Annotated in this window: 16 protein-coding genes; 8 read left to right on the top strand and 8 right to left on the bottom strand. The window is 34.2% G+C overall.

Features of this window, described 5'->3' with window-relative positions; genetic code table 11:
- Positions 1-3: 3 nt before the first annotated feature.
- Entirely contained in the window at positions 4-423 is a 420-nt protein-coding gene (locus RQM59_RS06305) for a thiol-disulfide oxidoreductase DCC family protein (protein ID WP_349241237.1), read from the bottom strand.
- Between the two features lie 173 nt (positions 424-596).
- Here RQM59_RS06305 and RQM59_RS06300 point away from each other — a divergent pair, with 173 nt between their 5' ends.
- From RQM59_RS06300 to RQM59_RS06285, 4 genes are read left to right on the top strand one after another with little or no spacing between them, the layout of a single operon-like run.
- Positions 597-1,289 (top strand): ABC transporter ATP-binding protein, encoded by a 693-nt coding sequence (locus RQM59_RS06300; protein ID WP_349241236.1) that lies wholly within the window; start codon positions 597-599, stop codon positions 1,287-1,289.
- A 4-nt stretch (positions 1,290-1,293) separates the two neighbouring features.
- Positions 1,294-2,523, top strand: a complete 1,230-nt coding sequence (locus RQM59_RS06295; protein ID WP_349241235.1) for an ABC transporter permease — start codon at positions 1,294-1,296, stop codon at positions 2,521-2,523.
- Positions 2,524-2,535: 12 nt separating this feature from the next.
- A complete protein-coding gene (locus tag RQM59_RS06290) occupies positions 2,536-3,801 on the top strand; it encodes an ABC transporter permease (protein ID WP_349241234.1) in 1,266 nt (421 codons plus the stop codon).
- Between the two features lie 47 nt (positions 3,802-3,848).
- Entirely contained in the window at positions 3,849-4,958 is a 1,110-nt protein-coding gene (locus tag RQM59_RS06285) for an efflux RND transporter periplasmic adaptor subunit (protein WP_349241233.1), read from the top strand.
- A gap of 55 nt (positions 4,959-5,013) precedes the next feature.
- Here RQM59_RS06285 and RQM59_RS06280 read toward each other — a convergent pair whose 3' ends face one another.
- The 3 genes from RQM59_RS06280 to RQM59_RS06270 are packed head-to-tail and all read right to left on the bottom strand — an operon-like array spanning position 5,014 to position 7,578.
- Complete coding sequence (locus tag RQM59_RS06280) at positions 5,014-5,676, bottom strand: acyloxyacyl hydrolase (RefSeq protein WP_349241232.1); 663 nt, start codon at positions 5,674-5,676, stop codon at positions 5,014-5,016.
- Between the two features lie 28 nt (positions 5,677-5,704).
- On the bottom strand, positions 5,705-6,592 hold the full coding sequence (locus tag RQM59_RS06275) for a 3-hydroxyacyl-CoA dehydrogenase family protein (protein ID WP_349241231.1): 888 nt from the start codon (positions 6,590-6,592) through the stop codon (positions 5,705-5,707).
- Positions 6,593-6,612: 20 nt separating this feature from the next.
- Positions 6,613-7,578, bottom strand: a complete 966-nt coding sequence (locus tag RQM59_RS06270; protein ID WP_349241230.1) for a Gfo/Idh/MocA family protein — start codon at positions 7,576-7,578, stop codon at positions 6,613-6,615.
- A gap of 108 nt (positions 7,579-7,686) precedes the next feature.
- On the opposite strand from RQM59_RS06270, the gene RQM59_RS06265 reads away from it, so the two are divergent.
- Positions 7,687-8,328 (top strand): protein-L-isoaspartate(D-aspartate) O-methyltransferase, encoded by a 642-nt coding sequence (locus tag RQM59_RS06265; protein ID WP_349241229.1) that lies wholly within the window; start codon positions 7,687-7,689, stop codon positions 8,326-8,328.
- Here RQM59_RS06265 and RQM59_RS06260 read toward each other — a convergent pair whose 3' ends face one another.
- The 4 genes from RQM59_RS06260 to RQM59_RS06245 are packed head-to-tail and all read right to left on the bottom strand — an operon-like array spanning position 8,329 to position 10,336.
- The gene (locus RQM59_RS06260) at positions 8,329-8,694 is read right to left on the bottom strand and encodes a hypothetical protein (RefSeq protein WP_349241228.1); all 366 of its coding nucleotides are present in this window, start codon (positions 8,692-8,694) and stop codon (positions 8,329-8,331) included. It abuts the gene before it with no gap.
- Complete coding sequence (locus tag RQM59_RS06255) at positions 8,691-9,119, bottom strand: DUF2147 domain-containing protein (protein WP_349241227.1); 429 nt, start codon at positions 9,117-9,119, stop codon at positions 8,691-8,693. Before RQM59_RS06255 ends, RQM59_RS06260 begins: the two co-directional genes overlap by 4 nt.
- 1 nt (position 9,120) lies before the next feature.
- A complete protein-coding gene (locus tag RQM59_RS06250; RefSeq protein ID WP_349241226.1) occupies positions 9,121-9,648 on the bottom strand; it encodes a KdsC family phosphatase in 528 nt (175 codons plus the stop codon).
- Complete coding sequence (locus RQM59_RS06245; protein WP_349241225.1) at positions 9,632-10,336, bottom strand: Rossmann-like and DUF2520 domain-containing protein; 705 nt, start codon at positions 10,334-10,336, stop codon at positions 9,632-9,634. Before RQM59_RS06245 ends, RQM59_RS06250 begins: the two co-directional genes overlap by 17 nt.
- Positions 10,337-10,512: 176 nt before the next feature.
- On the opposite strand from RQM59_RS06245, the gene RQM59_RS06240 reads away from it, so the two are divergent.
- The 3 genes from RQM59_RS06240 to bshB1 are packed head-to-tail and all read left to right on the top strand — an operon-like array spanning position 10,513 to position 13,839.
- Positions 10,513-11,922, top strand: coding sequence for an MATE family efflux transporter (locus RQM59_RS06240; RefSeq protein ID WP_349241224.1), 1,410 nt, complete (start codon positions 10,513-10,515; stop codon positions 11,920-11,922).
- A gap of 37 nt (positions 11,923-11,959) precedes the next feature.
- Positions 11,960-13,126 carry a trans-sulfuration enzyme family protein gene (locus RQM59_RS06235; RefSeq protein WP_349241223.1) on the top strand — a complete coding sequence of 389 codons (1,167 nt, stop codon included), beginning with the start codon at positions 11,960-11,962 and terminating at the stop codon, positions 13,124-13,126.
- Positions 13,123-13,839 (top strand): bacillithiol biosynthesis deacetylase BshB1, encoded by a 717-nt coding sequence (bshB1, locus tag RQM59_RS06230; RefSeq protein WP_349241222.1) that lies wholly within the window; start codon positions 13,123-13,125, stop codon positions 13,837-13,839. The genes RQM59_RS06235 and bshB1 overlap by 4 nt, the downstream gene beginning before the upstream one ends.
- Position 13,840: the final 1 nt, after the last annotated feature.

Raw genomic sequence — 13,840 nt, 5'->3', positions numbered from 1 at the left:
AGTTTAATCTAGAAATTTAACTTTTAACTCAGGTGTCGGTATCATACAGCTTTCCTTCCTGCCAAACCATTTGTATCTGTTTTTGGCAATAAATGCGTAGAAAATATTATTAAAGCTATTGGGAAGTAGCGCAAATACTTGAAATAATTTCCAAAACCCATTAAAATGATTTAGAATCTTTAAAGCAGCCTCAGATTTTATATAGTATGCTTTTTTAGGATCGTATAATACTATTGAGTCTACTTTTGTAGTATCTATACCTAAGTATTCTATAATTTTTGAACCAGTTTCAGATTGCAAAGAGGTGAATCTAAAAACATCGTTTTTATCATTTTTAATGATCTTTACGACCGAATCATTACATAGGTTACACACTCCATCAAACAGGACGATCAATTTATTTTTTGGTAAATCAAAATCCATAGTACATCATATTTTACAAAAATAATGCTTAAATATTTAAAATTGATGTAACATTTATTTTCTTTAGGCGTCTTAATAGAAGAAAAGAAAGAACAATTAGTTTGTTGTTTAACAAAAAATTATAATTGTAATCTTTAGTTTTCAATAATTTAGCAAAAAATTAACCAACACAAATGATCCGAATAGAAAAGCTTCATAAATCCTACCCAATAGGAAAAGATTCATTACACGTTTTAAAAGGAATAGACTTGCACATTAGAGAAGGCGAGTTTGTTTCAATTATGGGATCTTCAGGTTCTGGTAAATCTACATTGTTAAATATAGTGGGCTTATTAGATGGTCATGACGATGGGAACTATTACTTGAATGGTCAGTTGATTGAAAACTTAAATGAGAAAAAAGCCGCAATCTTAAGAAATAAGTTTTTAGGATTTGTTTTTCAGTCTTTTAACTTGATATCATATAAAACGGCTCTAGAAAATGTTTCGTTACCACTTTACTATAAAGGGGTTAGTAGAAAAGAAAGATTAAAGACGGCAATGGATTACTTGGATAAAGTAGGTCTTAAAGATTGGGCAAATCATTTACCTAATGAACTTTCTGGTGGACAAAAGCAACGTGTGGCTATCGCCAGAGCATTGGTAACAAAACCAAAAGTGGTATTAGCGGATGAGCCAACAGGAGCATTAGACTCTACTACCACTGATTCGGTAATGGAGTTGTTGCAAGAGATCAATGACGAAGGAATGACAGTTTTTGTGATTACACATGAGGAAGAAGTGGCTGCGCAAACTAATAGGATAGTTCGTTTAAAAGACGGAATTATTATCAGCGATGAGAAAACAGTAAAATTACAAAAAGCTTAGACGTATGTTTGATACTGATAGATGGCAAGAAATTTTTCAATCACTAAGTAAAAATAAACTTAGAACCTTTTTAGGTGCTTTTACAGTAGCCTTGGGTATCTTTATTTTCACAGTACTTTTTGGTATGGGGAATGGTCTAAAGAACACATTTAATGCTTTCTTCACTGATGATGCGACTAACATGATGTTTGTAAATGCTGGTAGAACAACCAAAGCTTATAAAGGGTTTAAAGAGGGAAGAAGAATTCAATTTAGGAATGATGATATAGAACTTCTTAAAGCAGAGTTGGGTGATCGATTAGAATATATTACTGCTAGAATATACAAGGGAGTTACCGCAAGATACGAAAGAGAATCAGGAAGTTATACAGTTAGAGCGGTGCATCCATCTCATCAATACCTAGAAAATACGATTATAGATGAGGGTAAATTCATTAATCAGAGGGATATTGAAGAAAAGAATAGAATTGTTGTAATTGGAAGACTAGTAAAAGAAGATTTATTTAAAAACAAACCCGCTTTAGGTAAGTTTTTAGAAATGAATGGAATTGCATATAAGATTGTCGGAATATTTAGTGATGAAGGAGGAGATAATGAAGAGCGTTTGATTTATGCCCCCGTTTCTACCATTCAATTGATTTATAAAAATACGGATGAAGTTGATCAAATAAATGTATCTTTTAATAAGGCAATTGGTTCTTCTGGTGCTAAGCAAATGGTAAGAGATATTACCAGAATCATGAAAGAGAAGCATGTTGTGTCCAAAGATGATAGAGGCGGTGTGCGTGTGCGTTCTATTTTTGAAAACTACGAACAAAATATGCAGTTTGCGAACATGTTGCAATTTATTGTGTTATGGATAGGAATAGGAACATTATTTGCAGGAGCAATTTCTATAGGAAATATTATGGTTTTTGTTGTTAAGGAACGAACAAAAGAATTAGGAATTAGAAAAGCCTTAGGAGCTACACCAGGTTCTATTGTTGGTCTTATTTTACAAGAATCAGTGTTAATTACAGCAATTGCTGGTTATATTGGGTTGTTAATAGCCGTTTTTGCCCTAAGCAGAATGGGAAATAGTTTAGAAGACTATTTCATTACAGACCCACAAGTAAATATGAGTACAATTATCTCAGCTACAGTAATTTTGGTTTTTGTTGGTGCGGTTGCAGGATTCATCCCTGCAAGAAGAGCAGCAAAGATTAAGCCGGTAGTAGCCATGAGAGAAGAATAAAACCACTGAATTATGAGATTTATTTTTGATAAAGATTCTTGGCAAGAAATATTTGGCTCCATAAAAAAGAGTAAACTTAGAACAGCAATTACGATTATTGGTGTTTTATGGGGTATTTTTTTATTTATTACGCTATTAGGAGCTGCGAGAGGAATGGAAAATGGCTTTGATAGAGAGTTTAAAAACTTAGCAACAAATAGCATTTTTATGTGGGCACAGCGTACAGAAAGGCCCAATAAAGGATTCCAGAGAGGTAGAAGGTTACAATTAAAAGTGCAAGATGCCGAAGCTATAAAAAAACAAGTACCCGAAATTGAATTTGTAGTACCGAGAAATGTACAAGGAGTATTTGGAGGACCACCTGCCCAAGTAAAAAGGAAAACAGATTCTAAGACATATAAGCTTTTTGGGGATTATCCGAGTTTAGACAATGTAAATAAGGTAAAATTGTTAGATGGAAGGTTTTTGAACTCGAAAGATATCAATGATTTCAGAAAAGTTTGTGTCATAGGAGAAAAAATTGTGGATGAACTTTTTGAAAAAGATGAGAAACCGGTTGGAGACTTTTTAGAAATCAACGGAAGTTTCTTCCAAATTGTAGGAACCTATAAGGATAATGGTACTAGTTTTGAAGGAGATGATTCTATATATATTCCATTTTCTACCTACCAAAAGATTAACAATACAGGTGACTTTATTGGTTGGATGGTGATTGCGGCTAATAAAAAAGCAGATATAGAAGTAGTAGAAGAAGAAGTAAAATCTATTTTAAAAAGAAGACATAACGTTCACCCAGATGACAAAAGAGCTTTTGGATCTTTTAATTTTGGAGAAATGTTTGCAAAGATTACAGGTTTTGTAACGGGAATAAAGTTTTTAACCTGGTTTGTAGGTATTTCCACCTTAATAGCGGGAGTAATTGCTATTGGAAGTATTCTTTTAATTACGGTGAAAGAACGTACCAAAGAAATAGGGATTAGAAGGGCTATTGGAGCCACTCCAAGTAAGATCAGAGGTCAAATAGTATTAGAATCAGTATTCTTAACATCATTAGCGGGTATTCTCGGAATTATTTTTGCAGGATTTATACTGATGGCTATTAATGCACTTCTAGTTGATCCTAATGGAGGTGGGTTCCCATTTGTAAACCCAACAGTAAATACTGCCATAGCTTTAGGAGCTGTAGGTGCCTTAGTCACCTTTGGTACGCTTATAGGATTAATTCCAGCGCAACGTGCTGTAATGATTAGACCTATTGAAGCATTAAGAGAAGAATAACAATAACCAACATAAATAAAATTTAAACAACTGAAAATCAATCAACAATGAAGAAGGTAATAATATTTGGAGGTATCGCATTAGTTTTTGTCGCAGTATTAATCTGGTTTGGCAAAATGAATAGCAAGGCTCCTGTTCAATTTGACACCGAAAAAGCATTTAAAGCGACTATTGTTAAAAAAACAGTAGCAACTGGTAAAGTTACGCCGTTAGAAGAAATCGAGATTAAGCCACAAATTACTGGTATAATTGATAAGATCTACCTATTAGAAGGAGCAAAAGTTAAAAAGGGGGACCTTATTGCTACAGTGAGAGTAGTGCCAAATGAACAATCCTTGATAAGTGCAAAAGGTAGAGTAGACAATGCTAAGATTCGAGTGAATAATGCAGAAATCTCATATAACAGAAACAAAAAATTATTTGATAAAGGCGTAATTTCTGCTTCTGCTTATGAAGCTGTTGAATTAACGTACAATCAAGCCAAGCAAGATCTTTTAAATGCTAGAAATGATTATCAAATTATTAGAAGTGGATCCTCTGGAACAGGTGGTATGGCGAATACCAACATTAGAGCACAAATGTCAGGAACTATTTTACAGATCCCAGTAAAAGAAGGTGATCAAGTAATTCAAAGTAATAATTTTAACGCAGGTACTACGATCGCATCGATTGCAGATATGAATAAAATGATCTTTGAAGGTAAAGTAGATGAGGCTGAAGTAGGAAAAATAAAAATGAATATCGACTTAGATATTACATTAGGTGCTGTAGATGATAAGAAATTTCCAGCGAAGTTAAACTTTATTGCTCCTAAAGGAACAGAAGAAAGTGGAGCAGTACAATTTACAATCAAAGCAGATGTAACTTTAGATGACAACTATTTCTTAAGAGCAGGATATAGCGCGAATGCTGAAATTGTATTAGAGCAAAAGGATAGTGTATTATCTATTAAAGAATCTATCTTACAGTTTGATAAGAAAACTGATAAGCCATTTGTTGAAATAAAAACTGGTGAAGATACATTTGAAAGAAGAGATGTTGAGCTAGGTATCTCGGATGGAATTAATGTAGAAATATTGTCAGGTGTTACTGCAGACGATGAAATTAAGATCTGGAACAAGAAAGCGAAGAAGAAAGAGGATGACGAAAATAATTAATTGAACAATTAATAATAGCTAACGAAAAAGGTCTTGATGCTTAATCAAGACCTTTTTATTTTAAAGTATATCTGAACCCTATTTCATACCCTATAATATTATAACCATCATTGGGTTGCTTAAATTCAAAATTTGAAACATGACCAATGTTTCCTCCAAAATATACTGATGTGCGCTCAGATGTGTTATAAGAGATTCCTAATGACCCATTCTCGATAAACGTAAACCCTTTAGCTAATCGTTCTGTTTCAGTATCAATAAATGCAAACCCCAATCCAACTGTAAGCTCAGTCGTGAGCTTCTTAGCAATAGCTCTGTGAATAGAAATACCAAATTCCATTGCATAGAGATTAATGCTTTTAAGCGTTGTAAAAACTGCCCTTTTGATCAAATAATCAGGGATTTCAGGGCCTATAAAGGATGGGTTTAATAATTGATGTTTTATTCTTTGGTATTGCGGTTGTACAATCAAGTTAAACTCAAACTTTTTCCATGCAAACAGCGTATATAAAAGTTGCCCCTTAATAGTTGTTGTTTGATAAAAATAATCATTGTCGTCAAAGAGAAAGTTCTTTTCATCTGCCTTATTTAAGAGAAGACCAACCTCCTTCGGTTTTATCCATGATTTGCTTGTATTTTGACCATATGCTCCACATATAACACAAAATAGAAATAGTAAACAAGTATACTTTTTTCCGGGGGGGAAATTAAGATGCACGTTATAAGTTTAAATTATTTTTAGATCATTAAGAAAACTGTTTTGATACATTTTCTGCTTTTCTGCTTTCCGAATAGTCGTAGAATCCTTCGCCAGATTTCACTCCTAATTTACCAGCCATTACCATATTTACAAGTAAAGGGCAAGGCGCATACTTAGGATTTTTAAATCCATCATACATTACATTTAAAATAGAAAGACAAACATCTAACCCAATAAAATCAGCTAATTGCAATGGTCCCATTGGGTGGGCCATTCCTAACTTCATTACAGTGTCAATTTCTTTGACTCCAGCTACTCCGTTGTATAGTGTTTCAATAGATTCATTGATCATGGGCATCAGTATTCTATTAGCAACAAAACCAGGATAATCATTGACTTCAACTGGAATCTTACGAATTTCCTTAGATAATTCGACAGTAAAATTCATTACTTCATCAGACGTATTATAACCTCTTATGATCTCTACCAATTTCATAATGGGTACCGGATTCATAAAGTGCATTCCGATGACCATATCGGGTCTATTTGTTACTGCTGCTATCTCTGTAATAGAAATAGAAGATGTGTTAGTCGCCAAAATTGTATCATCCGGACAAACCTCATCCAGCTCTCTAAAAATATTTAATTTTAACTCAAGATTTTCAGTAGCCGCTTCAACTACTAAACTTGCATATTGAACCCCTTCTTTTATAGAAGTATAGGTGGTTATATTTCCTAAAGTTCTTGCTTTATCTTCTTCTGTTATTTTCTCTTTTATTACCATTCTATCTAAATTTTTAGAGATGGTAGCCATACCTCTATCTAGAGAAGCTTGAGAGATATCTATCAGTTGTACATTATAATTAAATTGGGCAAATGTATGGGCAATTCCATTACCCATTGTACCTGCTCCGATAACAGCTATGTTTTTCATTTTTTAAATTTGTTTAGTATTTATTGATCAAAGCAATCAATGATTTGTTGTGCTACACGTAATGCATTTGTGCCTTGAGATAATGTAACAATTGGGGTAGTATCATTTTCTATGGCATCTGCGAAACTTTCTAATTCATCTAAAATCGCGTTGTTTTCTGTTATTTCAGGGTTGTCAAAATAAATCTGCTTTTTAACACCTTCAGCATTCTGCAGAATCATAGCAAATTCATCTGGCGTTTCAGGAGCATCCTTCATACGAACAACTTCCGCTTTCTTTTCTAGAAAATCAACAGAAATATACGCATCCTTTTGAAAAAATCTAGATTTTCGCATATTCTTCATTGAAATCCTACTCGCAGTTAAGTTTGCAACACATCCGTTCTCAAACTCTATTCTTGCGTTTGCAATATCTGGAGTATCTGAAATAACTGAAACCCCACTAGCATATACGTTTTTTACCCCAGAGTTTACTACACTTAAAATAATATCTATATCATGAATCATGAGGTCCAGAACTACTGGAACATCTGTACCTCTTGGGTTGAATTCCGCAAGTCTATGCGTTTCAATAAACATGGGCGTACCTATAGCTTCTTTTACACTAGTAAATGCAGGATTAAAACGTTCTACATGCCCAACCTGACCTTTTATGTGTTTCTGACTCGCTAGCGTTCTAATTGCCTCTGCTTCTAAAACAGTATTGGTAATAGGCTTCTCAATAAAAATGTGACAACCTTTATCAATAGCCATCTTAGCACACTCAAAATGAGATAGTGTAGGAGTTACAATATCTATGACGTCTACATTGTCGATCAGTTCTTCCACAGAATCAAAAGAGGTATATCCAAACTCAGCAACTACTTTAGCCGCATTTTCTTTAGATGGGTCATAAAAACCTACAAGCTCATATTTTTCAGATAATTGTAATAATTTTAAATGAATTTTACCTAGATGTCCTGCACCTAATACTCCAGCTTTAAGCATAGTTTTTGATTTGTTTAGATGTTGAAATTTCAACGCGAACAAAGATACAATTTTATAGGAATTTATTTAGATTTATTCTACTTTTAGCTCGCTATAATTTTATATTTTTTGAAAGATACTGCCAAACACCAAGGACTTAGAAATCAATTAGCTACTGTGTTAGAAGCTAAGGGAATTACCGATGCTAATGTCTTAAGAGCCATACGTAAAATCCCAAGGCATTTATTTATTGATAGTGGTTTTGAAGATCATGCTTATCAGGATAAAGCGTTTCCAATAGCAGCAGATCAGACAATTTCACAACCGTATACGGTAGCTTTTCAAACACAAACTTTAGAAGTTACATCCAACGATAAAGTATTGGAAATAGGAACAGGTTCAGGCTATCAAACGGCCGTGTTACTTGAAATTGGAGCAGAAGTATATAGTATAGAACGACAACATGAATTGTTTAAAAGAACATCTATGTTTCTACCTAAGTTAGGGTATAAACCGAAGAAATTCATTTTTGGTGATGGATATAAAGGTCTAAAAGAAAAAGCACCTTTTGATAAGATTATTGTCACCGCAGGAGCTCCTTTTGTCCCGAAAGCATTATTAGCTCAGATAAAAGTGGGAGGTATGCTGTTAATCCCTGTCGGAGATAGAACACAGGTGATGACCTTATTTACTCGAAAATCACCAAAAGAGTTTGAAAAGAAAGAACTAGGAAATTTTGCTTTTGTACCTATGCTGGAAAAGAAGAATTAACTATTTAAGAGTCATCCAGCCAATTATATAATGTTTGTCATCAATTGAGTTAAGTCGTATTCTTATAGCTAATGAAGCTTTTTTATTTTTTATTACTAAAATCGCAGTAGCCTTACCATCTCCATAAGGTTTTTTTAGGTCACCTTGTCTTACTTCGAAAGTAGAGTTTTGAGAATTAAAATTTAGATCCTTTATTTTTTGAATAAGTCCATGCCCTACAATTATATATGCTGAATCTGAACTATAATCACCATTAATTAGTTCTTTACCGGTTTGTACAATTTTTTTTTCGTTATATCTTATTTCTTTATAATCGCACGAAGAGATAATCAAAAGAACGATAGTAACTTTTAAAAAACTTTTCATTCTTTTGCACGTTTCCAAATAGCTGTTCTACCAAACATAGAGAAGCCTATATATCCTCTTATTTTTAACGTATTTTTATCTAGCAACTTAATATAGCATTTGTATTCCTTACCGCTTTTGGGGTCTAAGATTTTACCCCCTGACCATTCATCTCCTTTTTTCTTAAGTCCAGACAAAATATCCATTCCTAAAATGGGTTTGTCTTTTTTCTTACCCTTACATTCTGTGCAAATAGCACCCTGTCTTTCTGTATCCGTTATAGAGAAAATTCTAGCATAAGCTTTACCATCTTTCTTATATATTTCAATAACAGATTCTAACTTCTTCGTTTCTTCATCAAAAGAGTTCCACTTCCCAAAGATAGTCTGAGCATTTACAGAAACAACGATAAAACAAAATATAAATGAAACTATAAACGTTCTCATGTTAGTCATACTTAGCATCAAAGTTTGAGTCCCACTTACCTTGTACTCGCATTACCTGTTCTAATACATCACGTACACAACCTTCGCCGCCGCTTTTATTAGAAATATATTTAGAAACTTCTTTAATTTCGGGAGCAGCATCGTTAGGACAACAAGGCATTCCAATTAGTTTCATTACAGGGTAATCGGGAATGTCATCTCCCATATATAATACATTTTCTGATTGTAAATCATACATGTCAACTAACTCATGATATTGCTCGGTTTTATTATGAGCCCCTAAGTATATATCTGTAATACCTAGATTTTTTAACCTAGTTCTTACACCCTCATTAGTGCCGCCAGAAATGATACAGACTCTGTACCCTTTATCTACTGCTGTTTTTAAAGCATAACCATCTTTGATATTCATTTGACGCACCAATTCTCCATCAGGCATGATCGTAACTATTCCGTTGGTCAATACACCATCAACGTCAAAAATAAAGGTATCTATTTGCGGTAAATATTGCTTATAACTTTTTTCCATATACTTGAATAGATTCTGTAAGTTTTATATAAATTTCTTGCTGTTGTTGATTCAGCAAATCTAAATGTTTTTGAATTGTTTTTATGTCATTTCTTTTTGCAGGTCCTGTTTGTGCTTCAATTGGTCTAATAGTTTTGATTTTATTTACCGTTTCCTCAATTAATGGATGAAGAATCTGAAAGGGTACATTGTGTTCTTTGCAAATAGATTCTGCCATGGTATACATATGATTGACAAAATTATTGACAAAAACGGCAGACACGTGAATACTTTTACGTTGCTCCGAGCTTATATGGAATATCCTGTCAGAGATAAAAGCAACTAATTTTTCTAATAATTTTAAATCTTGATCATTTTCCGCTTCTATGCAAATGGGGATACGATCAAAATCAACAATAGTATCCTTTGTAAAGGTCTGTAATGGGTAAAAAACCCCTTTACGACTCTTGTTTTGTAGTTCCGCCATGCCAGCGCTGCCAGAAGTGTGCACAACCAATGGCGTATTCACTTGTTTAGAGACCTCGGTAATAGCATCGTCAGAAACCGCTATAATTGCTATGTCAAAGTCTGAAGTGTCTTTTAAATGTCTAGAATTAAGCTGCGTAACACTGATGTTACTCACTTTTTTAAAAGCGTTATACAGATGTGACCCTACATTACCAAGACCAATAACAGCTATTGAAATCATAGAACGAAGATATTGAAATTATCAATCATGTACGTATGTTAAAATATTTTTTGCATATTTGCAGCTGATGATTGTTTAAGTCCACCATTCGTTCTGTCGTTTTCTTACGACACCCAAAGTATTCATTGAAGCAACTGCTTTAATGAATGGTATATAGTATATAATACATTTATAAAATGTCATCAAACAATCAAAACATTATAAAAAAATCCTTTTCACTTTTTTTAGAGGCAATAACAGGTAAACAAAAAGACTTTACTTCAGGTAGTATTCGTCGAGCAGTATTTATGTTGTCAATTCCAATGATCTTGGAAATGATGATGGAATCTATTTTTGCAATAGTGGATATATGGTACGTATCTCAAGTAAGTGAAAATGCCGTAGCTACTATTGGACTGACCGAATCTGTTTTAACCCTGGTATATGCTGTAGCTATTGGACTCAGTATGGCAGCCACGGCAGTTGTAGCTAGAAGAACAGGAGAGAAAGATGCAGAAGGAGCAAATAAAGCAGCTGCTCAGGTTATCTTTTTAGGCATATTTATCTCGTTAGTGATAAGCGCTATAGGAATTATATATCCAAAAGAAATACTTTCCTTAATGGGAGGAGAGGCAGATCTTATTGAAGAAGGATTTGGATATACTCAAGTCCTATTAGGAGGGAATATGACCGTGATGTTATTATTCTTGATCAACGCGATATTTAGAGGAGCTGGAAATGCGTCTATTGCAATGTGGACATTAATATTATCAAATGGATTGAACATTATATTGGATCCTATGTTCATCTTCGGATTTGGCCCTATTCCGGCTTATGGCGTCGAAGGAGCAGCTATAGCCACAACTATTGGTAGAGGAACTGCAGTAGTAGCTCAATTAATTATTCTGTTTTTTGGAGCAGGAAAAATTAAATTAGCGCTAAAGCATTTAGTAATTCATGTTTCGGTAATGCTTAACTTAATTAAAGTTTCAATAGGAGGAATTTTCCAGTTTTTTATTGCCACAGCGAGTTGGGTCTTTCTAATGAGAATTATGTCAGAATTTGGTAGTGAAGTCTTAGCAGGGTATACGATTGCCATTCGAATTATGATGTTCACACTAATGCCGGCATGGGGGATGAGTAATGCAGCGGCCACTTTGGTTGGTCAAAATTTAGGCGCTCAAAAACCAGATAGAGCAGAGTCCTCGGTTTGGAAGACAGGGAAGTACTGCGCTATTTTTATGGGAGCGGTGTCATTATTTTATATCTTTTTTGCTCCAACGCTTTTAGGAATATTCAGTAGTAATTCAGTGGTTATAGAAAATGGAGCATTATGTTTACAAATTATTGCTGCAGGTTATATTTTCTATGCTTATGGAATGGTGATTATTCAATCCTTTAACGGATCTGGAGATACAAAAACACCAACTTGGATAAACTTTATTTGTTTTTTCTTATTTCAATTGCCTTTTGCATATCTAATGGCTATGACCTTAGATTTTGGACCAGTCGGTGTATTTTGGGCAATAACATTAGCAGAAGTTATGATCGCGATTATTGGTATTATTTGGTTTAAAAAAGGAAAATGGAAAACGGTGCAAGTTTAATGGCTATTTCGTAAATTAGCTTGAAAATAGTCATAGCATGAAGCACTCAAAAAAAATGGGTATAAACACAATTTGTACACATGTCGGAGAAATCAAAGATGAACAATTTAAAGGAGCGGTTTCTCCGATTTACCTTTCATCATCATACGCGTTTGATAGTGTAGACATTAAACGATATCCTAGGTATTTCAATACACCTAATCAAGAAGCATTGTGTAGAAAAATTGCTGCCTTGGAGAAAACTGAGGACGCATTGATTTTTGGATCGGGTATGGCCGCTGTAAGTACAACGTTGCTTGCTTTTTTGCATAAGGGAGACCATATTATTTTACAGAAATCGTTGTATGGAGGGACGTATAATTTCATTATGGAAGAGTGCGATAAATTTGGTATTGAATATTCTTTTACAAAAGGATTAGATGTAAATGATTTTGAATCTCTTATACAGGAAAATACCAAAGTGCTCTATATAGAAACACCTTCGAATCCTTTATTGACCATTACAGATATGCAAGCGATCTCTGACCTAGCAAGATCTAAGGGATTGACTAGCATTATTGATAATACCTTTGCATCACCGATTAACCAAAATCCAGTTGATTTTGGGATAGATATCATGATTCATTCGGCAACTAAATATATGGGTGGTCACTCAGATATTCTTGCGGGAGCAGTAGCAGGATCTAAGCAGGATGTTCTTAGAATATGGAACATTGCCAAGAACTTGGGAGGTAGCTTAAGTGATTTTACGGTTTGGATGTTAGAACGGAGTTTAAAAACATTGAACTTAAGAGTAAAAGAACAGTGTAAAAATGCGTTAATAATGGCAAAATACCTCGAAGCTAATGTGGATATTGAACATGTTTACTATCCTGGATTAGAAGATCACTCTGATCATGAGCTAGCTAAAAAGCAAATGCGAGGATTTGGTGGTGTGGTATCCTTCGAATTGAAAGATGGAATTGACGCTATGGAATTTCAGAATAATTTAGAATTGATTAAACCTTCGATGAGTTTGGCTGGGATAGAAAGCACTATGCTAAGTCCTACTAAAACATCGCATGCATTATTATCTCCAGAAGAAAGAGAGAATCAAGGAATCAAGGACAGTCTTATTCGTTTTTCAGTAGGAATTGAAGAACCTGAAGATTTAATGTATGATATTGAACAGGCAATTAAAAAAACAGTTAAAGCGTTGGTATGAAATTAGACATTTTGGCCTTTGGGGCACATCCGGATGATGTAGAATTAGGTTGCGCGGCAACGATAGCTAAAGAAATATCTTTGGGTAAAAAAGTAGGGATAGTAGATTTAACCCAAGGAGAATTAGGGACACGAGGTTCTGCTGAATTGCGCAAAGAAGAAGCGGCAAAAGCTGCCGAGATATTGGGAGTTGCCGTGCGTGAAAATTTAGGTTTTGCCGATGGTTTTTTTGTAAATGATAAAGAGCATCAACTGGCTGTTATAAGAATGATCAGAAAATACCAACCAGATGTTGTGCTATGCAATGCCACTGAAGATAGACATATAGATCATGGAAAGGGAAGTCAGTTGGTTTCAGATGCATGCTTCTTAAGTGGTTTGCAAAAAATACAGACCGAGTTAGATGGGGAGTCACAAAGTAAATGGAGACCGAAGTTAGTGTACCATTACATTCAATGGAAAAATATAGAACCGGATTTTGTGGTGGATGTTACAGGTTTTATGGATAAAAAGGTCGATGCGGTAATGGCCTATAGTTCTCAATTCTATGATCCGAAAAGTGATGAACCACAAACACCTATTACAAGTAAGAACTTTACGGATAGTATAGAATACAGGGCCAGAGATTTAGGTCGTTTAATTCATGTAGATTATGCAGAAGGATTTACTACTGAACGTTATGTTGCAATAGATTCTTTGGATAAATTAATCTAGT

The sequence above is a fragment of the Asprobacillus argus genome, from assembly GCF_032248395.1.
Lineage (GTDB): Bacteria > Bacteroidota > Bacteroidia > Flavobacteriales > Flavobacteriaceae > Polaribacter > Polaribacter argus.
Note: the sequence above shows the minus strand (reverse complement) of the source record. Positions and strands in the feature narration are given on the sequence as shown.

Bases quoted from the DNA above. Each gene is read 5' to 3' on its own strand.
- RQM59_RS06235 (WP_349241223.1), top strand. From the start codon at position 11,960: ATGAAGCACTCAAAAAAAATGGGTATAAACACAATTTGTACACATGTC.
- RQM59_RS06295 (WP_349241235.1), top strand. From the start codon at position 1,294: ATGTTTGATACTGATAGATGGCAAGAAATTTTTCAATCACTAAGTAAA.
- RQM59_RS06305 (WP_349241237.1), bottom strand. From the start codon at position 423: ATGGATTTTGATTTACCAAAAAATAAATTGATCGTCCTGTTTGATGGA.
- RQM59_RS06260 (WP_349241228.1), bottom strand. From the start codon at position 8,694: ATGAAAAGTTTTTTAAAAGTTACTATCGTTCTTTTGATTATCTCTTCG.
- RQM59_RS06240 (WP_349241224.1), top strand. From the start codon at position 10,513: ATGTCATCAAACAATCAAAACATTATAAAAAAATCCTTTTCACTTTTT.
- RQM59_RS06300 (WP_349241236.1), top strand. From the start codon at position 597: ATGATCCGAATAGAAAAGCTTCATAAATCCTACCCAATAGGAAAAGAT.
- bshB1 (WP_349241222.1), top strand. From the start codon at position 13,123: ATGAAATTAGACATTTTGGCCTTTGGGGCACATCCGGATGATGTAGAA.
- RQM59_RS06270 (WP_349241230.1), bottom strand. From the start codon at position 7,578: ATGCTTAAAGCTGGAGTATTAGGTGCAGGACATCTAGGTAAAATTCAT.
- RQM59_RS06290 (WP_349241234.1), top strand. From the start codon at position 2,536: ATGAGATTTATTTTTGATAAAGATTCTTGGCAAGAAATATTTGGCTCC.
- RQM59_RS06275 (WP_349241231.1), bottom strand. From the start codon at position 6,592: ATGAAAAACATAGCTGTTATCGGAGCAGGTACAATGGGTAATGGAATT.
- RQM59_RS06255 (WP_349241227.1), bottom strand. From the start codon at position 9,119: ATGAGAACGTTTATAGTTTCATTTATATTTTGTTTTATCGTTGTTTCT.
- RQM59_RS06250 (WP_349241226.1), bottom strand. From the start codon at position 9,648: ATGGAAAAAAGTTATAAGCAATATTTACCGCAAATAGATACCTTTATT.
- RQM59_RS06245 (WP_349241225.1), bottom strand. From the start codon at position 10,336: ATGATTTCAATAGCTGTTATTGGTCTTGGTAATGTAGGGTCACATCTG.
- RQM59_RS06285 (WP_349241233.1), top strand. From the start codon at position 3,849: ATGAAGAAGGTAATAATATTTGGAGGTATCGCATTAGTTTTTGTCGCA.